Genomic DNA, 19351 nt, shown 5'->3' with positions numbered 1-19351 from the left:
GCCCCTCCTTAACGCCTCGTGCGGGTAAAGGGCCCCATCCTGACGCTTTCGTCAGAGCCGGCGCAGCTCCGGCAGCAGGCCGACCGCCTCCACCAGCACCGCCTCGTCGCCCGCGTACCAACTGCTGGCCCGGGGCCAGTGCGTCACCACGTCGGTGAAGCCCAGCCGGGCCGCCCGCGCGACCTGCTCCGCGAAGAAGTCGGCGCCGCTGAGCGAGAAGGCCGGCGCCGAGTCGAGCGACAGGTAGCGGTCCAGGGTGGCCGGGTCACGGCCCGCCTTCTCCAGCGTCTCGGCCATCCGCCCGGCGAGGTCCGCGACCGTCGACCACCAGCTCTCCAGGTCGTCACCGCCGAGCCCGGTGGTCACCCAGCCCTGGCCGCACCGGGCGACCAGCCGCATCGAGCGGGGCCCGTTCGCGGCGACCACGAACGGCACCCGCGGCTGCTGGACGCAGCCCGGGTTGTTCCGCGCGTCCACGGCGGCGAACCACTCGCCGCGCCAGGTGGTGCCGTCCTCCCGCAGGATCAGGTCCAGCAGTTCGGTGAACTCGGCGAACCGGTCGACCCGCTGCCGGGGCGGCAGGGTCTCCCCGCCGAGCACGGTGGCGTCGAAGCCGATGCCGCCCGCGCCGAGCCCCAGCAGCAGCCGGCCGCCGGAGACGTCGTCCAGGGCGGTCACCTGCCGGGCGAACGCCGCCGGGTGGCGGAAGTTGGGCGAGGCGACCAGGGTGCCGAGGCGGATCCGGGAGGTCACCGTCGCGGCGGCGGTCAGGGTCGTCATCGAGTCGAACCAGGGGCCGTCGACCAGGTCGCGCCAACCCAGGTGGTCGTACGTCCAGGCGTGGTCGAAGCCCCACTCGTCCGCCTGCCGCCACCGCCGCTGCGAGTCCGACCAGCGCTGGTCGGGAAGGATCACGATGCCAATCCGCATGATCGCCAGCCTACGGCGGCGGTCCGGGTTCGCGGCACGGCATCAGGCGCGCCGAGCGGCCGGCCCGGACCGGCGCCGACCCACCCGCGCCGGCCCGGGCCGCCCGGTCACGCGGTCACCACGTCGGCGACCACGCAGGCGACGTTGTCCGGCGCGCCCCCGGCGTACGCGAGGTCGACCAGGCGCCCGACGGCGGTCTCCGGGTCGTCGGCCCCGGCGAGCGCCGCGTGCAGCGCCTCCGGCCCGACCACGGCGGAGAGCCCGTCGGAGCAGAGCAGGTAGCGGTCGCCGACCAGGGCGGTACGCAGCGCGAGATCCGCCTCGACCCGGGCCCCGGCGCCGAGCGCCCGGGACAGCAGGGCCCGTTGCGGGTGCGCCGCCGCCTCCGCCGGGGTCAGCCGGCCCTGGTCGACCTGCGACTGCACGTACGTGTGGTCCTGGGTCAGCCGGGACAGCTCGCCCCCGCGCAGCAGGTACGCCCGGGTGTCACCGACGTGCACCAGGGCGAGCTGGGTGCCCCGGCGCAGGATCGCGGTGAGCGTGGTGACCGGCTGGTGCCGGTCGGTGGCCTGCGCGCGTACCGTCCGGTCGGCCGCGGTGACCGCGTCGGCGAGCGTGGCGAGCAGTTCGGCGGCGGGCGCGTCGGCCAGTTCCAGCGGCCGGAGCGCGTCGACGGCGGCGGTGCTGGCGGCAGCGCCGCCCGGTCCGCGTAGGCCGTCCGCCACGGCGAGCAGCGTGTCGCTGGCGTACGCGGTGTCCTCGTTGGTATCCCGGACCGCGCCGGCCGTGCAGCGGACGGCGTACCGGAAGGTGGGGTCGGACATGGTGGGGCCCCTCTCAAAGAGCTGGTCGACGAGGAGCGCGACGACGCGTCCGCGGGCCGCCGTGTCGGCGCTGACCCGACGCCACCAGGCGTCGACCGCCTCGGCCGCCGCCTCCGCCGGGAGATCGCAGACGGCCCGGATCTCGGCCAGCGGCATCCCGGCCCGGCGCAGCACGGCGATCAGCCGGGCCCGGTCGAGCTGGGCCGGTTCGTAGTACCGGTAGCCCGAGTGCGGGTCGACGGCGGCGGGCGGGAGCAGCCCCAACTCGTCGTAGAGCCGCAACGCCTTCGGCGTCAGTCGCGCCGCTCGGGCGAACGCCCCGATCGTCAGCAGCTCCACGGACCCATCCTCCTCGTGCCGGTCACGGCGACCGGCACGGACCACGCTGGGCCTTGCCGCAGGGGCAGGGTCAAGGCTCACCGTCAACCGGGGCTGAGCTTGGCCAGCATCCGCCCGAGGTGCGGTTCGACCGTGCCCGGCGCGGCCGCGGCCACCTCCCTCGGTGTCCACCAGCGGACGCCCCGGAACTCGCCGGGGTCGGGGACCAACTGCTGGTGCCGGCGGCCGCTCAGCACGTACCAGAGGCTGACGTCGGTGTGCCGGTCCGCCGGCCCGCCGACCGTCTCGGTGACGGTGAGGAAGGCCGGCCGCTCGCCGTGCGGCGGCGCGAAGACGGCCGGCACGCCCAGTTCCTCCACCACCTCCCGGCGTACGGTCTCCGTCGGGTGCTCGCCCGGCTCGACGTGGCCGCCGGTCGGCAGCCACATCCCCGCCTTGCGGTGGTCGACCAGCAGCACCGCGCCGTCCGCCGCGTCCACGAGCAGGAAGTACGCGACCAGGTGCGGCGAGGGCGTACGGGGCTTCTCCCGGCGGAAGATGTCCGCCGTGCGGCCCAGCCAGGCCAGCGTCTCGGCGCGGTGCCGCGCCTCCAGTTCGTCCCCCGGGGTGAGCGCCTCGACCAGGGCCCGGATCTCGTCCCGCACGTCAGTCCCCCGGGTGGTCGTTGGCGTCGACGGCGGCGCGGACGAACTCGCGTACCCGGGCCGTGGTGTTGGTCGCCAGCCAGACGGGCCCGCGCAGGATCGGCGGCGCGTCGTGGATCGGCACGTACGCCAGGTCGGGCCGGGGGTGGTAGCGGCTGGTCTGCTCACCGACCGGCAGCACGCCCCGGCCCATCGCGACCAGGGCCAGCATCTCCGGGAACGTGTTGCCGGCCGGCCCCATCGGCACCGGGCGGCCCGCCGGCGTCCGGTCCGGGGTGCGGTCGCGCTTGAACTCGGTCGAGGTCACCGCCGGGTACTGCACCACCGGGTGGTCGGCCAGCACCTCCAGCGACACCGACGCCTCCCCGACCAGCGGGTGGTTCGCGGCCACCGCGAGGACCCGCCGCTCGCGCAGCAGCGCCGGGCCGTTCGCCATCCCGTCGAAGGGGTACGACGCGATGAGCACGTCGACCGAGCCGTCGTGCAGGCTCGACCGGGTGGTGGCGAGCGGGGCCTCGTGGACGTGCACCACGCAGTCCGGGTGGCGCTCGGTGAAGAGGCTGACCGCCCGGAGCAGCACCGGCGCGGTCGACTCGCCGACGAACGCCACCCGCAGCTCGCCGGTGAGCCCGCGCCCCGCCTCGACGGCCCGCCGGACGGCGTCCTCCATGCCGGCCACCAGCGGCCGCAGGTCGTCGGCGAGCCGGGCGCCGATCGGGGTGAGCCGGACCATCCGGCTGGTGCGCTCGAACAACGGCGCGCCGATCCGTCGTTCCAGCTTCCGGACCACGTGGCTGATCCGCCCGGTGGTCACCCGCAACCGCTCGGCGGTACGCCCGAAGTGCAGTTCCTCGGCGAGGGTCAGGAACGCCTCGATCTCGTACCGCTCCAGCACGTTGACCCCCGTCGTTGACTCAGGGTCAACGATCGTAGCCCGATCGCGGCTTGGTCGACGGCCGCGCCCGGACGAGGGTGGGAGGTGAGGTTTTCGCCGTTCGAAAGGAACCTGATGGACGCCGTGAATGCAGTGCGGGTGACGGGCTTCGACCACCTGGTCCTCGCCGTCGCCGACGTCGAACGCGCCCTCGACTTCTACTGCGGCACCCTCGGCCTCGCCCCGGTCCGGGTCGACCGCTGGCGGGCCGGCGAGGTCCCCTTCCCCTCGGTACGCGTCAACGCCGAGACCATCATCGACCTGGTACGCGGCGAGCCGAGCGGGTCGAACGTGGACCACTTCTGCCTGGTGGTGGAGCCGCTCGACTGGGCGGAGGTGATCGACTCGGGAGTGTTCACCGTGCTGACCGGGCCGGTGCCGCGCTTCGGCGCGCAGGGCAGCGCCACCTCGATCTACGTACGCGACCCGGACGGCAACACCGTCGAACTGCGCTGGTATCCGCCGTCCTGACAGGCTTGACCTGGAGTGCGCTCGAACCCGGAGACTGTGCCCCGGCAGGACGTCGGGGCATCGGACGGGAGTGACGGTCGTGAATCGCACGTTGGGACGGAGCGGGATCCAGGTCAGCGCGCTGGGCATGGGCTGCTGGGCGATCGGCGGCCCGTACGCGGGCGGCAGCAACCAGTACGGCTGGGGCCGGGTCGACGACGCCGAGTCGATCCGGGCCGTCCGCCGGGCGGTCGAGCTGGGAGTGACCTTCTTTGACACGGCGAGCAGCTACGGCGCCGGCCACAGCGAGGTGGTGCTCGGCAAGGCGCTCGGCACCGACCGCGACCAGGTGGTGATCGCGACGAAGTGGGGTCACACCTTCGACGAGCTGACCCGGGAGGCGCTCGGCACGGACAGCAGCGTCGCCTACCTGCGCAGCTGCCTGGACGGCTCGCTGCGGCGGCTGGGGACCGACCACGTCGACCTCTACCAGCTGCACCTCGGCGACCTGCCGGTGGCGGAGGCCCTGGAGCTGATCGGGCCGCTCGAGGAACTGGTCACCGCCGGCAAGATCCGGGCGTACGGGTGGAGCACCGACGACCCGGAACGCGCCTCGGCCTTCGCCGCCGCCGGCCCGCACTGCACCGCCGTGCAGCACGACATGTCGGTGCTGGCCGACCGGCCGGCGATGATCGAGGTGTGCGAGCGGGCCGGCCAGGCCAGCATCAACCGGGGGCCGCTCGCGATGGGGCTGCTCAGCGGCAAGTACGCCGACGGCCGCACGGTGGCCGGCGACGACGTGCGTTCGCAGAGCTACGAGTGGCTGACCTGGTTCCGCGACGGCGCCGGGGCACCCGAGTGGCTGGCCCGGGTGGAGGCCCTGCGCGAGGTGTTCGCCACCGGCGGACGTACGCCCACCCAGGGCGCGCTGGCCTGGCTGTGGGCCCGCAGCGAGGTCACCGTCCCGATCCCGGGGTTCCGTACCGTGGCCCAGGTCGAGCAGAACGCGGGCGCGCTCGCGCACGGGCCGCTGCGTCCGGACGAGTTCGCCGCCGTCGAGGAGCTGTTGGCGGACCTCCGCGCGCACTGACCGGCCGCGGACCGGCGACCGGCGCCGCCGGAAACCGGTGGGGAGCCGGTCAGGTCCGTTGCTAGCGTGGCGCGATGCCCGAACTCCAGCGCCTCGACGCCCGCCACGCCCCCGCGTTGCTCCGCTTCGAGCGGGAGAACCGGGCGTACTTCGCGCGGTTCGTGCCGGACCGGGGGGACGACTACTTCACCGGGTTCGCCGCCCGGCACGCGGAGCTGCTCGCCGAGCAGGAGACCGGCCGCTGCCACTTCCACCTGCTGGTCGACGACGACGGCAGCATCCTGGGCCGGTTCAACCTGGTCGACGTGGCCGACGGCAGCGCCGAGCTGGGCTACCGGGTGGCCGAGCGGGCGACCGGCCGGGGCGTGGCCCAGGACGGTGTCCGCCGGGTCTGCGAACTGGCCCGCGACGCGTACGGGCTGCGCCGGCTGGTCGCGTCGGCGGCGTTGGCGAACCCGGCATCGCTCGCGGTGCTACGGCGCAGCGGGTTCACCCCGACCGGCGAGGTGGTGCTCGGCGGCCAACCCGGCCTCCGGCACGTACGCGACCTGGCCGACGCGACCGGGATGAGCGCCGACGAGGTGCACCGCGTGCTGGACCGCCTGGCCGCCGCCGGCTGCCCGGCCTGGATCAGCGGCGGTTGGGGCGTGGACGCGCTGGTCGGCGAGCAGACCCGACCGCACCGTGACCTGGACCTGGCCGTCCCGGCCGAGCACGAATCGGCCGCGCTGCGGACGCTCGCCCAGCTCGGGTACGTCGTCGAGACCGACTGGCGCCCGGTCCGCGTCGAGGTCGTCGCGGACGGGCGGGGACGGGTGGACCTCCACCCGCTGCGCTTCGACGAGGCCGGCGACGGTCACCAGGCCGGCCTGGACGGCACCAGCCTCCGCTGGCCACGGGAGAGCTTCACCACCGGGACCATCGCCGGTCGCCCGGTCGACTGCATCTCGGTGGACCAGCAGCTGCTGTTCCACAGCGGCTACGAGCCGCGCGACGTCGACCGGGAGGATCTGGCCCTGCTGCGCCGGCTCGCCGCCACCGTCCGGAACGGCTGACACCGCGGCCTCCCGGGCCACCGGCGGCAGCGTTCGAGCGGGTGTGGGGCGCCGGCCGGAGCGGCGGAGTGTGCCCGATCGGAAGACGACCCACTGGTGCGGGCACCAATACACTGTGTCCATGGTGGGCGGACCGGAGCTGAGCGTCGAGCGCATCTTCAGCTCGCCCGCCGGTCCGGAGACGCCCACCGGGTGGGTGACGCTGACGTCAGCCTCATTCTCGGCCATGCGCCCGGACGAGAACCTCACGAACTTCTTCAACGGCGGCGAACCGTACTGGGAAGCCGTGATCAATCCCCGCCTCCCGCGCATCCAGCTCACCCAGTCGCTCCTGGAGCGGACCCGCCGGAGGATCCGGGAGAGCAAGGCCGGCATCGAGCTTCTCATCGGCCCGACGGGAGAAGGCAAGTCGACGGCGCTCCGCCAGGCCACCGCCGCGCTCGCACAGGAAGACTCACGGACGATCCTGTGGCGCCAGCAGCGGGACGCGGTCCTGGACCAGAACGTCATCGACGCGGCGAACGCCTACGGCCCGGGCACCGTGCTGGCGTCGGACAACGCGCACCTGATCCTGGGACAGCTGCACGAGCTCGTCGAAGGCGGGCAGCTGCCGTCGTCCAGCGGCCTGCAACTGCTCCTGGCCAGCCGTGACACCGACTGGACCCGGCGGACCCGGGAGCTCGGGTTCAAGCTGAATCCGGCCGAGGCCTGGAAGAGCATGGGGCCCATCGTCTGCACCAGACATCCCTTCGGCCGGGTGTCCGAGACGGACGCCAGGAAGATCATCCAGAGCTGGCGGACGCTCGACCCGGACTGTCCCGACACGATTCGGGGCCTGAGCGACGGCGAAGCGGCCAGACTGCTCAGCGATGCCTGCGGCAGTGCCGCGTCCCAGCACGGGGCGCTCCTCGGCGGGCTGCTCACCGTCCGCTACACCCCTGAGGAACTGCGGGCCCACCTGGTGACCCTGTTGGAATGCCTGTCCCGCGACACGACTCCCTGTGACATGACGCTCGCCGACGTGGTGATCGTGCTCGCCCTCGTCGACGTGGCCGGCGTGGACGGGGTTCCGAGCGAGATCATCGCCCGGTTCTGCGATGTCAACGAACTGGATTTCCGCAGCCAGGTCGCGAGCCGGCTGGGTGAGGAAGCGGTCGCCAACTACAGCGACGACACCCTGAGGTCGCGCCATCCGATGGTCTCCGAGGCGCTCTTCGACGTCGCGATGTCCGACGGCAGTGGTTTCGCCGTAGAATCCGCGGCCCGCCACCTTCTCGACGTGATCGCCAAAGAGGGCGGGAACGACAAGCTCAAGGACGGGCACGGCCAGGTCTTCGGGCTCGGCCGCGAACTGTACAAGGCCAAGGTCCCGAAGAGCCTGGCCCCCAGGTCGCGTCTGCTCGGCATCGCTCTGGCGCGGAGGGCGCGCGAACTCAGACCGAACACGCTCGCCAACCACATGTCGCTGTCCGAATGCCTCCGCCTGGAGAAGCAGGCGGGGCGAGCCGTGCTGACGGTCTGGGCGCCTGTCGCCGACCAGTTGCTCGACAAGGACAACTGGCAGGACTGGAACAAAAACTCGAGGACGGCGTTGAACGAGTTCGCCATCACGGCGAGCTTGGCCGGCGACGAACTGGAGGCGGCGGTACTGCGGATCGCGGCACTGTCCGACAACTACCGGGCCAACCGGCTCACCAGAGCGAAGGCCACCTTCACCCTGCAGGGACTCGCCCTGCACCTGTCGAGACTCCACGTCGAGACAGCCGAGCCGTGGTTCGGTGAGTTTCTGGCGGACGTGCACGGCTGCATCCTCGCCTGCTTCCCGGACGACCTCGAAGCTGTCTCGATGACCACGCAGTACCTGGCCGACACGGGGCTCACGTCGCGCTCGTTCACCACCCCGGCCGCCTTCGTACGGCGCGTCGAGGACGCGTTGACCCGGATGTCGGCGGCGGAGAGCGACTACCTGGACCTCGACCTGTGGCGTACGCGGAGCACCTTCGCGGACATGGCGGGCTTCCTCACGGTGACGCGCAGGAGCAGTGGTGCCTGACGTGATCCGCAGGCTGGTCCTCGGCGGCTCGGCCGTGGCCCTGGCCGGCGGATGCGCCGTCGGAGCGGGTCTCTGCCTCTCCGCACCGGCGGCAGCCGCCCCGGCGGCGCCCACCCCGTCACCGAGCGCCAGTTCCTCGGCCGGCGGCGCGCCCATTCAGGTGATCCTGCCGTCGCCGGCGCCACCCAGCACCTCGATCGGCCCCAAGGACCTCCTGGTCCCGCTGGGCACGCTGCTCGGCGCGGCCCTCGGCTTCGGGGGAGCCGTCACGGGAGCCAGACTGGCGGCGAACGCCCAGGACCGGCGCGCCCGCGAGGAGGCGGAGAACAAGCGACAGGAGGAGGAGAAGGCCCGCGCCGTCAAGAGACTGGAGGAGTTCGCCGACCAGGCGAACAATCTCATGGGCTTCGCGGCCACCCTCGCCATGTCCAAGCCGGAAGCCTGGACCGGTGGCGCGGCGGCGCAGCGGGACGAGTTGCGGCTCCGTGCCGCCCAGATGCTCGGCACCAGTCGTCTGCTGGACGCCGATCTTGAGCAGAGCGTCAGCGCATTCATCGGCTCGGCGCTGGACATCAGCAACGCGCCCACGGCCCCACAGGCGAGGCAGGCGGCGCAACGGTGCGGTGCGGCCTTCGAGGCCCTCATGCAGGCCATCGGCGACAAGCTGTCGTCGCGACCGAGGGCCGGGGCGACGGTCCCACCAGCAGGAAGACCGTGAGCCGCCGCCCGGCGGTCGAAGGCGCTGGAGCGGGGGCGGTCAGAGGCCGAACATCGGGCGGCAGGCCGGGAACCCGTCGACCCTCGCCGCAAGCCGCTCTGCCTGGGCCCACTTCTCCCTGGTGAGCCGTAGGCGGTCGGAGACGAGGGCCTCGCCGTCGCGGGCGTCAACCGAGATGCCGTCGTGCTCGTAGCCGAGCTTGCGGGACACGCCCTGCGAGGCGTGGTTGTCCTGGAACACCTCGGTACGCGCGGCACGGGCGTCGAGGTGGTCGAACGCCAGCGTGAGCAGACCGATGCGCGCCTCGGTCCCGTAGCCCTTGCCCTGGTGCTCGATGCCCAGCCAGGCGGAGGTCGTGACCTCCCGAACAACCAGGAAGTCACGGGCCCGAAGCGTGACCACGCCCAGGGGCTCTCCCTGGCGGAAGACCCCGAGGCCGAGTCGCCACGCCGCCACGCTCCACTCTGCGAGCCGGCTCCAGTGTTCCTGCAGCACGAACCGCGCCCGATCCTCGGGACTGCCGTCGGTCCACGGCGTCAGGAACGGACGTTCGTCCGCGCGGTGCACGCCCTTGCCGGCGAGGTGAGCGAGCGCCGCCAGTTCCTCCTCGCGGGGCAGGCGAAGCTCAAGTCGTGGCGTGGCGACGGTCAGGCCATATTGGGGCCACAGGTCAGCAAGCACGGGCTGGATCATCGCCGCCAACTCCTGGCCGCGCTACCGGGTTACCGAGCCAGCTTCTCACCGCATCGGCGGCAGCCGGTGTCGGGTCTCAGGACGTCCGTGACAGATCAGTCTCGGGACGTGGGTGACACACCTGGCTAGACGATCTTCGGGTTCCGCCCTGCCAGCTCCGTCAAGGCATCGCTGGCTTCCAACCGAACGGACGCCTCTGGGTGGTCGAGGTACGGCGTGATGATCGGCCGGGCGGCCGGGTCGTGTGTCAGGCCAAGGATGAGCAGCACATACCCGGTGAGCTCCGCCGACAGGTCGGGCAACAACGGCGCCAGCGGCTGGAACAACGCCAGCGGCAGCATGTAGGTGGTGGCCGCGTCGGCGCATGCATTCAGCGCTGACTCCCGCACCCGCTCATCCGTCTCGGCGACCGTTAGCGTGACCAGCCGTGCCACTGCGGTCTCCGTGTCGTCCTGGTCACCGGCGCAGCGTCGAAAGCAATCGCCGACTTCTGCGGCACCGTGCTCACGGACCCGCGGATCGGGGTCGGTGAGCAGAGCGAGCGCCCTTCGCAGCGCGTCGCGTCCTGCATCGAGGTCCTCATACTCGTACGGCACCGTCTCATGATCCTCGGTGGAGCAGTCCCCGATCATCGACTATCCGCACCGGCGGGTACGGGTCCGGCCCGTAGCAGCGGATGAAGGGGATAAAAGGCTTGCCCAGGCGCCGGGCTAAGAGTTTGACTGCTCGCCATGCCTTCCCCCTCACCGATCTTCGTTGCGGGTACGGGTCGTTCGGGAACGTCACGGATCGCCGACATCATCGGCGAACATCCGCTGATCCATCGGATTCCCATGGAGACCCGGTTTCTCATCGACCCGGGTGGCCTGCGGGACCTGGCCGACGCGCTCACCGATCGATACGACCCCACCGTCGGTGAGGACGCCCTGCACCGGCTGAGCGACTTCCTCACCGTACGAGTGCCCGGCCGGCGCGACGATCGCGGCAAAACCGTTCCCGAGCTGGTCGGCGAGCGGCGCTACCGGGACGCGGTGCAACAGCTCTGGCCGCAGTTGATCGCGTGCACATTCGACGAGCCTGCGCCCGCGGAGGGCTTCGGGAACGCCGACCGGCCTGCCGGACCGTTCGAGCCGCTGAGCCGCCGGCGGGTACTTCCCAGGTATTTCAGCGACCGGGGCGAACTGCTCGGAATCTTGCGGGGCCTGATCGACACGATGTTCGGCGGAGCAGCCGCCGACGCGGGCAAGCCGACCTGGTGCGAGAAGACACCGTTCAACCTGCTGTGCATGGAGTTCCTCTGGGAACTGGTCCCCGAAGCGACCATCGTGCACATCAAGCGTCACCCGGTCTCAGTGCTCGCATCCCATCTGGCCCAGCCATGGGCACCGCCCACCGTCGACGGCGCGCTCGCCTACCTCAAGCCGGTCTACCACCGATGGCTCACCTGGAAGAACACGGTCGACCTGACGGGCAGGCGATACATCGAGGTGAAAGCAGAAGATCTCGCAGCCGACTGGCCCGGGCAGCGCCGCGCCCTGTTCGAACGGCTCGGCGTCGACGACTTCGCCACCCCTTCATCGTTTCAGTCGCACAAGCTGACGAACCGCAACGACCAATTCGACGACGAAACCCGCGAGTTCATCGAAGAAGCACTCGGCAAGGTCATCCCGGCCATGGGATATGAGTGACGGCTCTGGCTCTCCACCTTGACGACGCCGCGTCGCGCCCCTCGAACGCCCGGTAAACGCGGTCGGCGGCAGCCGGCTGTCCTGCCCCGGAGGATGGTCGACACGGCGGCCTCGGATGAGGCTTTACATGATCGCGACAGCCGTGCGGCTCGCGGCACGAAAGCCCGTCGTTCAGGCGGAGGTCCGGGGGCAGGTTCGTGCGGCCTCGGGGTCGCCTGAGATGAGTACGGCCACGTCGTGAAGCTGGCGGCAGTAGGCCGCCTCCTGGCCGCCGAGCACCCGGATTATGCGGATGAGTTGTTCCTGGCATGACGCGAGCACCCGGGACCGCCGGGCGTCGAGACTGCCTCGGTTCTGCAGCCAGGAGCTGACACAGCCCGCGACGTCGGCGTCCAGCGTCACCACGTCGACACCCGCTACCTGAGTGCCTCTCAGCCGACTCGGGAAGGGAGTCTGCAAATGCGTCTCCCACAGCTCAGCAACAGCCGGGAATCGCTCGCCTGTCATAGGAACTCCCGAACTCTCCGCGCCCCGGGTGCGCTCTGGCGGTCAGTTCATCGGGGGCACGTAGCGGTCACGGCCAGCGCAAGAAGCGGTAGCAACGATCGAGGCCCCAGCCAGGAAACCTGTCCTGAGCTGGGGCCTCACGCTGGAGCGGGTGACGGGAATCGAACCCGCACTGTCAGCTTGGGAAGCTGATGTTCTGCCATTGAACTACACCCGCAGGCGGCACCACTGTACCTGAGGCCACCACCTCCGTGCACCCAGGTACCCCCGTGGCGGCTTCCGCGCCGCCGCGCAACCGCCGCGCAACGATCTTGAAACGACCCCGGCGCATCCGAGCAGCAGAAAGTTTCACGACGGCAACATATGGTCGTTCTCAAATCCGTCGATCGGATGTAACGTCTCCCCCACGTTCTCCGACCCGGCGTGACATACCCCCGTTTCACGCCGGCAGAAAGAGGTGGGCCCATGGGACTCAGTCCCAACCTGCTGACCCGGCGTGCCGCCGGTGTCGCGACGACGACCTTCGCGCTGATGCTCAGCACCGCCGCCGTGGGTGTCGTCCCCGCTGCCTCGGCCTTCTCGGCCGCCCCCGCCGGCTCGTGTGCCGAGCCCGCTGACGTCCACTCGGACGCCCGGGTCGCCAAGGGCGGCAGCACCAAGCTGGACCCGAACAACCTGACTGCCAAGCAGGTGTCCGAGCGCGAGGCCGACCTCGCCGCCGCCCTGCGTGAGCGGGCCGCCTTCCGGGGCGGCGCCCAGGCCGCAGCCCCGCTGGCCACCGTCACCGTCCCGGTCGTCGTGCACGTCATCCAGCGGGACAGCACCCGCGCCGGCGGAAACATCCCGGACTCGCTGATCACCTCGCAGATCACCGTGCTGAACCAGGCGTACAGCGGTGCCACCGGCGGCGCCCCGACCGCCTTCAGCTTCCAGCTGGCGAAGATCAACCGCGTGACGAACCCCGCCTGGTACCCGATCGTGCAGGGCTCCTCGGCCGAGCGGCAGATGAAGACCTCGCTGCGGGAGGGCGGCAAGAACACGCTGAACGTGTACCTGGGCGAGCTGAGCGACAACCTGCTCGGCTGGGCCACCTTCCCGAAGCGCAAGCTCGACAGCATGGACGGCGTGGTCGTGCTCAACGAGTCGCTGCCGGGCGGCACCGCCACCAACTACAACGAGGGCGACACCGGCACCCACGAGATCGGCCACTGGCTGAACCTCTACCACACCTTCCAGGGTGGTTGCGCCGGCTCCGGCGACAGCGTCGACGACACCCCGGCCGAGGCTTCCCCGGCGTACCAGTGCCCGACCGGTCGGGACACCTGCAGCGCCGCGGGCCTGGACCCGATCACCAACTTCATGGACTACACCTACGACTCGTGCATGCACCAGTTCACCGCTGGTCAGGCGAGCCGGATGATCACCGCGTGGAACGCCTACCGCGCGGCCTGAGCACCCAGCACCGAACCGCCGGTGCCGGCCCTGTCCTCGGACGGGGCCGGCACCGGCGTTTTCGTGGGCTCAGGCGGCCGGACGGCGGGTGTCGAAGCCGTGCCGGCCGCGCCGGCCCTCGACCGGGCCGACCGTACGTCGGGGCGGGGCGGTGGCCCGCGGGTCGAGCCAGACCTGCACCTGCGGCCGGCCGGCGCCCGGCTGGGCCGCCTGGTCGCGGCGGGTCAGCATCGCCACGTCGATGGTGAACTCGAACAGCCGCCAGTCGATCTGCGGGGCGGCCCGGCCGAGCTCGGCCACCCGGGCCAGGGTCGCCGGGTCGGTCACCGGACGGGCCCGGCCCGCCAGGTATGCCTCGTCGTCGCTCTCCTCCGGCGGGAACGAGTGCAGCGCGTAGCGGCCGTCCCGTTCGAGGTCGCGGCGCTTGGGCGAGTCGATGACGAAGCAGTAGAGCCCGTCGTCGGTGATGACCGGGGAGACCGGGTGGACCCGGGGGCCACCGTCGGCGCGGACCGTGGCGAGGTAGCCGAAACCCGGCCCGTACTGCTGCATGAGAAGGCGGATCTCGTCGGCGAGTCGGGGCTCGTCGGCGGCGAATTCGGACCAGGATGCCATGCGGACATTCTATCGAACAGGTGTACGAAGATGTAGTCCGACACGCAGGTCACCCGTACCGGTCGCTATGGTGTTCCGATGCTGCTCTCCGACCGCGACCTGGTCTCCGAGATCAAGGCGGGCACGCTCGCGCTGGAGCCCTTCGAGCCCACGCTGGTGCAACCGTCCAGCATCGACGTACGCCTGGACCGGCTCTTCCGCGTCTTCAACAACCACCTCTACACCCACATCGACCCGGCCATCCAGCAGGACGACCTGACGTCGATGGTGGAGGTTCCCGAGGGCGAGCCGTTCGTGCTGCACCCGGGGGAGTTCGTGCTCGCCTCGACCCTCGAGGTGATCTCGCTGGGCGACCAGCTCGCCGGCAGGCTGGAGGGCAAGTCGAGCCTGGGCCGGCTCGGGCTGCTCACCCACTCGACGGCGGGCTTCATCGACCCCGGCTTCTCCGGGCACGTCACGCTGGAACTCTCCAACGTGGCGAACCTGCCGATCACCCTCTGGCCGGGCATGAAGATCGGGCAGCTCTGCATCTTCCGGCTCTCCTCGCCGGCCGAGCACCCGTACGGGTCGGAGGTCTACGGCTCGCGCTACCAGGGACAGCGCGGCCCCACCCCGAGCCGGTCCTGGCAGAACTGGCGGGTCTGGCCGACCCGCTGAACGAGGACGCAGAGGGCTCCCGCGACGCGGGAGCCCTCTGCCGACCGTCAGCCCGGACGGCCGTAACTGTTGATCTGGCCGTCGTCGACGCGCTTCATCGTGATCGGCTTGCCGGACTGGGAGGCGTGCACCACCCAGCCGCCACCGACGTACAACGCGACGTGGTGCAGGTCGCTGTAGTAGAAGACCAGGTCGCCGACCTGCAGCTCGCTGCGGCTCACCCGCCGGGTGACGTCGTGCTGCTGCCGGGCGTTGTGCGGCAGTGACACGCCGGCCTTGGCCCAGGCGGCCATGGTCAGGCCGGAGCAGTCGTAGTGGTCCGGGCCGGCGGCACCCCAGACGTAGATCTTGCCGATCTGGGCGCAGGCGAACTTGGCCGCGACCCCGCCGGGACCGCCCGGGTAGCCGGCCGGGCAGGGCGCGGGACGCAGCGGCCCACCGCCGCCGTTGCCGTACACCTTGAGCCGCAGCTTCTGGAGCCGGGCGATCTCGGCGTCGATCTGCTTCTTCTGCGCCGCGAGCTGGGCCTCGGTACGGGCCAGCTTGGCGATCATCTCGTCCAGCGGCTTCTTCTTCGCGGCCAGTTGGTCGCGCAGGTCGGCCACGGTCTGCACCTGCTGCTGCTGGCGGTGCGCGAAGCGGTCGAGCAGTTCGAGGCTGTCGACCACCTCGCCCGGCGAGCGGCTGCCCAGCAGCGCGTTCACCGTGGAGATGCTGTTCCCCTTGTACGCGTCGGCGGCGAGGCCGCCGACCTGCCCGAGGGCCTCGTCGACCTTCGCCTGCAGCGGGGCGATCTGCTTGGCCAGCGCCGCGGCCTGCTTGCGCTTCGCGGCGAGGTCCTCGCGGGTTGCGTTGACCTGTTCGATGATCGGTTCGAGCTTGTTCCAGTCCCGGTCGATCTGGGCTTCGATCTCGGCGACGGACGGATCGGCGTGCGCCGCCGTGGCGCCGCCGGTCAGGATGACGGCGGTGCCGACCAGGGCGGCGAGGGCGGTGGTGAAGCGGGACCAGCGTGAACGCGGCGCAGCCGTCAGCCGGTCGAGCGACCGGACCGACGGTGGCCGCGGGGCATGGTGTGCCACCGGGCTCCGTACTCCTTCTTCCCGACCGCCTACCGGGTTAGCTGACGGGTTCGGGCGGGAAGGGAGCCGCCCTACCGCAGAGGCTGCGGATTCACCCCAGGCACCTGGGTCCCCGGCTCGCCCGGAGGCGACTCGGCGGTGTCCGACCGTCACCACCCGGGCTGGGCGGTGAACTGGCGGTCGACGACAGACCAGAGTAGAGATCGCCGTTATCAATCCGCAACCCGAGACGCCGTGACACTCCGTACGCAAATTCGCGATCGCGGGCCCGGTGAAGATTTCCTTCAGCAGGTATTACAGGGCAGAAAGGTATTGACCACGGGCCGGGCGTGGAGTGAGGGTGGGAGCGCAGTGACCCCCATCCCTGTCTGGAGGTTTGATGCACCTCTCACCCCCGCCGTCGGGCAGACGGATACTGCTGGCCGCCGCCGTCGCGGCAGCCACCGCCCTCGGCGCCACCGGCCCGGTGGCCGCCGAACCATCCACCACCGACACCGCCGACCGGCAGCAGCAGTACGCCGCCGCGGCCGACCAGTACGGCGTGCCGCAGAGCGTCCTGCTGGGCGTCTCGTACCTGGAGTCCCGCTGGGACACCCACCCGGGCCAGCCCAGCACCAGCGGCGGCTACGGGCCGATGCACCTGACCGATGCCGAGCAGGTCGCCTCGACCCCGTCCAGCTCGCACGTGGACGAGAACGAGGACCCGCGCGGCGACGACTCCCGCCCGCTCACGCTCGACCCGGCCGTCGCCGCCGCGCCCTCCGGCGACGTGCTGCCCCAGGCGTCCCTGCAGACCGTCGACGCCGCCGCCGCGCTCACCGGCATCCCGGTGGAGACGCTGCGCACCGACGCCGCCGCGAACATCCGGGGCGGCGCGGCGCTGCTCGCGTCGTACCAGAAGGACCTGGGTGGTCCGGTCGGCGCGGACAGCGACCCGGCGGCCTGGTACGGGGCGGTGGCCCGATACTCCGGCGCGGACACCGAGGACGCGGCGGCGGCCTTCGCCGACGAGGTCTACGACCAGATCGGCCAGGGCGCCGCCCGGACCACCGACGACGGCCAGCGGGTGACCCTCGCGGCCACCGCGGTGACGCCGGACGAGTCCGGGCTGCACAAGCTGGGCCTGCGCCGCGCCGAGCGGCCGGACGGGCTGGAGTGCCCGGTCCGCCTGGCCTGCGAGTGGATCCCCGCGCCGTACGGGAAGTACGGCCCGGGCGCCGGCGACTACGGCAACTACGACCTCGCCAACCGGCCGGCCCAGCAGAAGATCGAGTACATCATCATCCACGACACCGAGGGCTACTTCGGCCCGAGCGTGAAGCTGGTGCAGACCGTGACCTACCTGGGCTGGCACTACACGCTGCGCTCGGTGGACGGCTACGTCGCCCAGCACATCAAGGCCAAGGACGTCGGCTGGCACGCCGGCAACTGGTACGTCAACGCCAAGTCCATCGGCATCGAGCACGAGGGCTTCGCCGGCCACGGCACCTGGTACACCGAGGCGATGTACCGGGCCTCCGCCAAGCTGGTCCGGCACCTGGCGCTGCGGTTCCAGATCCCGCTGGACCGGCAGCACATCCTGGGCCACGACAATGTCCCCGGCACCACCGCCGGAAACGTGGCCGGGATGCACTGGGACCCGGGCCCGTACTGGGACTGGTCGCACTACTTCGACCTGATGAAGGCGCCGTTCCAGGGCACCGCCACGCCGCACACCGGCCTGGTCACCATCGACCCGGACTACGCCACCAACCAGCCGGCGTTCTACGGCTGCAACCAGCAGCCGCCGGGCGTTCCGAAGCCGACCCCGCCGGCAGCCCCGTGCCCGCTGCGCGGTTCCTCCTCGGTCATCCTGCGCACCGCGCCGAGCGTGGACGCGCCGCTGGTGAACGACCTCGGGCTGCGCCCGAACGGCACGCCGGACACCATGTACATCTCCGACCACGGCGCCCGCGCGTCCGCCGGTCAGACGTACGCCCTCGCCGGCGTCCAGGGCGACTGGACGGCGATCTGGTACCTCGGCCAGAAGGCGTGGTTCTACAACCCGGCCTCGGCGCCCACGGCCAAGTGGGCCGAGGGCTTCGTGGTGACCCCCAAGCCCGGGAAGGCCACCATCCCGGTGTACGGGCGGGCCTACCCCGAGCGGGCGGCGTACCCGGCCGGGGTGCCGTACCAGACCATCTCGCCGCTGCAGTACAAGTTCCCGGCGGGCCAGCGGTACGCGGTCGGCGGGGTCCTGCCGGGCGAGTACTACCGGGCCGTCACGTTCGACGGTTCGGCGCCGGGTGACTGGACCGTCATCCGGGGCGAGAACAAGTACGTGCAGGTGCAGTTCGGCCACCGGGTGATGTTCGTCAACCTCGACGACGTGGAGATCCAGCCGGCATCGGTCGGCGCGCCGGCGTAACCGGTCCCGACGGCGAAGGCCCCCGGTCCGCGTGGACCGGGGGCCTTCGTGCTGCTGAGGGAGGTCAGGTGACCCGGCGGAAGCCGGCTACCGGCATGTAGCTGATCTTCGCGACCTGGATCTGCTTACCCGTGCGGGGCGCGTGCACCATGAGCCCGTTGCCGAGGTAGAGACCCATGTGATGCAGGTCGCTGTAGAAGAAGACCAGGTCACCGGGGCGGGCCTCGGCGCGGGACACCGGCCGGCCCTCGTTCCACTGCGCACCGGTGAAGTGGGTCAGGTAGATGCCCGCCGCCTTGTAGGCGTACTGGGTGAGGCCGGAGCAGTCGAACGTGTTCGGGCCGGTGGCGCCCCATTCGTACCACTTGCCGACCTGCGCGCAGGCGACCCTGATCGCGGTACGGGCGGCGCTGCTCACCACGCCGTCGATGCTCGGACAACCCTCGACCCGTACCGAGGTCACCGGCAGCATCGCGGTGAGCCGCTTGATCTCGGAGTCGATCTGCTTCTTCTTCGCCGCCAGCTGGTCGCGCTGCTTGATCTGGGTGGCGATCAGCGCGTCCAGCTTCTGCTTCTGCGCGTTGTACTTGTCGCGGATGGCCAGCACGCCGGCCACCTGCTTGCGCTGCTGCGCGGCCAGCCGGTCGAGGATGACGAGCTGCTCACCGAGCGTGCCCGGCTTGGTGCTCACCAGCAGGGCGCCGATCTCCTGGGACGGGCCCTCCATGTAGTACCGGGCGGCCAGGTCACCGACCCGGTTCATCGCCAGGGCCGACTCCAGCTCCAGCGGCACCATCTTCTTCTGGAGGTCCGCCGACTTCTTCTGGTTGGCCTTCAGCTGGGAGCGGATCTTGTTGTAGCTCTCGATGGTGGGCTCGAGCTGTTCCCACTGCTTGTCGATCTGCGCGTCGATCTCATCCACCGACGGCGCCGCGTGCGCCGGAGCCGCCAGCAGCCCGGCGCCGACCGCGACGGCCGCGACCAGGGTGAGGAGACGGCGTACGACCCGGCGTGCCGCGACCGGTCGGGCGGGCGGCTGGCTCGGGGCGTGACGATGAGGGGGCATGGTTGCCACCGGCACGGACTCCTTTGCAACCGACCGCCGGGCGCCTCGCGAGGGGGAAGGTGGAGGCAGACGACCCACAGCGGTCGGTGCCCCACATTAGGGAAGGCACCCGGGTGGAATCAAGGCGACCTTTTGGTCAATCACGTT

Annotated in this window: 19 protein-coding genes, 1 tRNA gene and 1 riboswitch; of the genes, 9 read left to right on the top strand and 11 right to left on the bottom strand. The window is 71.3% G+C overall.

Annotated features, from left to right (window positions below):
• Nucleotides 1-51: 51 nt before the first annotated feature.
• The 4 genes from ACGFI9_RS20720 to ACGFI9_RS20705 all read right to left on the bottom strand — a co-directional run bounded on the left by ACGFI9_RS20720 (nucleotide 52) and on the right by ACGFI9_RS20705 (nucleotide 3632).
• Nucleotides 52-930, bottom strand: a complete 879-nt coding sequence (locus ACGFI9_RS20720) for an LLM class flavin-dependent oxidoreductase (RefSeq protein WP_393179942.1) — start codon at nucleotides 928-930, stop codon at nucleotides 52-54.
• Between the two features lie 107 nt (nucleotides 931-1037).
• Entirely contained in the window at nucleotides 1038-2093 is a 1056-nt protein-coding gene (locus ACGFI9_RS20715) for a MerR family transcriptional regulator (protein WP_393179940.1), read from the bottom strand.
• A gap of 83 nt (nucleotides 2094-2176) precedes the next feature.
• On the bottom strand, nucleotides 2177-2737 hold the full coding sequence (locus tag ACGFI9_RS20710; RefSeq protein WP_393179938.1) for an NUDIX hydrolase: 561 nt from the start codon (nucleotides 2735-2737) through the stop codon (nucleotides 2177-2179).
• Between the two features lies 1 nt (nucleotide 2738).
• Entirely contained in the window at nucleotides 2739-3632 is an 894-nt protein-coding gene (locus ACGFI9_RS20705) for a LysR family transcriptional regulator (RefSeq protein WP_393179937.1), read from the bottom strand.
• 114 nt (nucleotides 3633-3746) lie between these two features.
• Between ACGFI9_RS20705 and ACGFI9_RS20700 the strand changes: the two genes are divergently transcribed.
• The 5 genes from ACGFI9_RS20700 (at nucleotide 3747) to ACGFI9_RS20680 (ending at nucleotide 9037) form a co-directional block, all read left to right on the top strand.
• On the top strand, nucleotides 3747-4142 hold the full coding sequence (locus ACGFI9_RS20700; RefSeq protein ID WP_393179935.1) for a VOC family protein: 396 nt from the start codon (nucleotides 3747-3749) through the stop codon (nucleotides 4140-4142).
• A gap of 70 nt (nucleotides 4143-4212) precedes the next feature.
• Nucleotides 4213-5211: an aldo/keto reductase gene (locus ACGFI9_RS20695; protein WP_393179933.1), complete on the top strand. Its 999-nt coding sequence runs from the start codon at nucleotides 4213-4215 to the stop codon at nucleotides 5209-5211.
• A 74-nt stretch (nucleotides 5212-5285) separates the two neighbouring features.
• Nucleotides 5286-6266 carry a GNAT family N-acetyltransferase gene (locus ACGFI9_RS20690; protein ID WP_393179931.1) on the top strand — a complete coding sequence of 327 codons (981 nt, stop codon included), beginning with the start codon at nucleotides 5286-5288 and terminating at the stop codon, nucleotides 6264-6266.
• Nucleotides 6267-6387: 121 nt separating this feature from the next.
• A complete protein-coding gene (locus ACGFI9_RS20685) occupies nucleotides 6388-8319 on the top strand; it encodes a hypothetical protein (protein ID WP_393179929.1) in 1932 nt (643 codons plus the stop codon).
• The gene (locus tag ACGFI9_RS20680; protein WP_393179927.1) at nucleotides 8312-9037 is read left to right on the top strand and encodes a hypothetical protein; all 726 of its coding nucleotides are present in this window, start codon (nucleotides 8312-8314) and stop codon (nucleotides 9035-9037) included. Before ACGFI9_RS20685 ends, ACGFI9_RS20680 begins: the two co-directional genes overlap by 8 nt.
• 39 nt (nucleotides 9038-9076) lie before the next feature.
• Here the strand turns inward: ACGFI9_RS20680 and ACGFI9_RS20675 are convergent, their stop codons facing one another.
• Both ACGFI9_RS20675 and ACGFI9_RS20670 read right to left on the bottom strand, forming a co-directional pair.
• A complete protein-coding gene (locus ACGFI9_RS20675) occupies nucleotides 9077-9730 on the bottom strand; it encodes a GNAT family N-acetyltransferase (RefSeq protein WP_393179926.1) in 654 nt (217 codons plus the stop codon).
• Between the two features lie 125 nt (nucleotides 9731-9855).
• The gene (locus ACGFI9_RS20670) at nucleotides 9856-10326 is read right to left on the bottom strand and encodes a HEAT repeat domain-containing protein (protein ID WP_393179924.1); all 471 of its coding nucleotides are present in this window, start codon (nucleotides 10324-10326) and stop codon (nucleotides 9856-9858) included.
• Between the two features lie 135 nt (nucleotides 10327-10461).
• Here ACGFI9_RS20670 and ACGFI9_RS20665 point away from each other — a divergent pair, with 135 nt between their 5' ends.
• Nucleotides 10462-11418: a sulfotransferase family protein gene (locus tag ACGFI9_RS20665; RefSeq protein ID WP_393179922.1), complete on the top strand. Its 957-nt coding sequence runs from the start codon at nucleotides 10462-10464 to the stop codon at nucleotides 11416-11418.
• Between the two features lie 171 nt (nucleotides 11419-11589).
• Here ACGFI9_RS20665 and ACGFI9_RS20660 read toward each other — a convergent pair whose 3' ends face one another.
• Together ACGFI9_RS20660 and ACGFI9_RS20655 are read right to left on the bottom strand one after the other, a co-directional pair.
• On the bottom strand, nucleotides 11590-11823 hold the full coding sequence (locus ACGFI9_RS20660; RefSeq protein WP_393179920.1) for a hypothetical protein: 234 nt from the start codon (nucleotides 11821-11823) through the stop codon (nucleotides 11590-11592).
• A 245-nt stretch (nucleotides 11824-12068) separates the two neighbouring features.
• Nucleotides 12069-12142, bottom strand: a tRNA-Gly gene (locus ACGFI9_RS20655).
• A gap of 248 nt (nucleotides 12143-12390) precedes the next feature.
• Here ACGFI9_RS20655 and ACGFI9_RS20650 point away from each other — a divergent pair.
• Nucleotides 12391-13377 carry a zinc metalloprotease gene (locus tag ACGFI9_RS20650; protein ID WP_393179918.1) on the top strand — a complete coding sequence of 329 codons (987 nt, stop codon included), beginning with the start codon at nucleotides 12391-12393 and terminating at the stop codon, nucleotides 13375-13377.
• A 69-nt stretch (nucleotides 13378-13446) separates the two neighbouring features.
• Here the strand turns inward: ACGFI9_RS20650 and ACGFI9_RS20645 are convergent, their stop codons facing one another.
• Nucleotides 13447-13992, bottom strand: a complete 546-nt coding sequence (locus ACGFI9_RS20645) for a pyridoxamine 5'-phosphate oxidase family protein (protein WP_393179916.1) — start codon at nucleotides 13990-13992, stop codon at nucleotides 13447-13449.
• A 78-nt stretch (nucleotides 13993-14070) separates the two neighbouring features.
• On the opposite strand from ACGFI9_RS20645, the gene dcd reads away from it, so the two are divergent.
• Nucleotides 14071-14649, top strand: a complete 579-nt coding sequence (gene dcd / locus ACGFI9_RS20640) for a dCTP deaminase (RefSeq protein WP_393179914.1) — start codon at nucleotides 14071-14073, stop codon at nucleotides 14647-14649.
• 47 nt (nucleotides 14650-14696) lie between these two features.
• Here dcd and ACGFI9_RS20635 read toward each other — a convergent pair whose 3' ends face one another.
• Nucleotides 14697-15731, bottom strand: a complete 1035-nt coding sequence (locus tag ACGFI9_RS20635) for an NlpC/P60 family protein (protein WP_393179913.1) — start codon at nucleotides 15729-15731, stop codon at nucleotides 14697-14699.
• A 12-nt stretch (nucleotides 15732-15743) separates the two neighbouring features.
• A riboswitch (cyclic di-AMP (ydaO/yuaA leader) is annotated at nucleotides 15744-15879 on the bottom strand.
• Between the two features lie 231 nt (nucleotides 15880-16110).
• Between ACGFI9_RS20635 and ACGFI9_RS20630 the strand changes: the two genes are divergently transcribed.
• Complete coding sequence (locus ACGFI9_RS20630; protein ID WP_393179912.1) at nucleotides 16111-18138, top strand: N-acetylmuramoyl-L-alanine amidase; 2028 nt, start codon at nucleotides 16111-16113, stop codon at nucleotides 18136-18138.
• 64 nt (nucleotides 18139-18202) lie between these two features.
• Here ACGFI9_RS20630 and ACGFI9_RS20625 read toward each other — a convergent pair whose 3' ends face one another.
• Nucleotides 18203-19204 (bottom strand): C40 family peptidase, encoded by a 1002-nt coding sequence (locus ACGFI9_RS20625; RefSeq protein ID WP_393179910.1) that lies wholly within the window; start codon nucleotides 19202-19204, stop codon nucleotides 18203-18205.
• Nucleotides 19205-19351: the final 147 nt, after the last annotated feature.

Origin of the sequence: Micromonospora sp. NPDC048930, assembly GCF_043197935.1 — a bacterium.
GTDB lineage: Bacteria > Actinomycetota > Actinomycetes > Mycobacteriales > Micromonosporaceae > Micromonospora.
The sequence above is the reverse complement of the archived record's forward strand: the minus strand, read 5'-3'. Positions and strand labels throughout refer to the sequence as shown.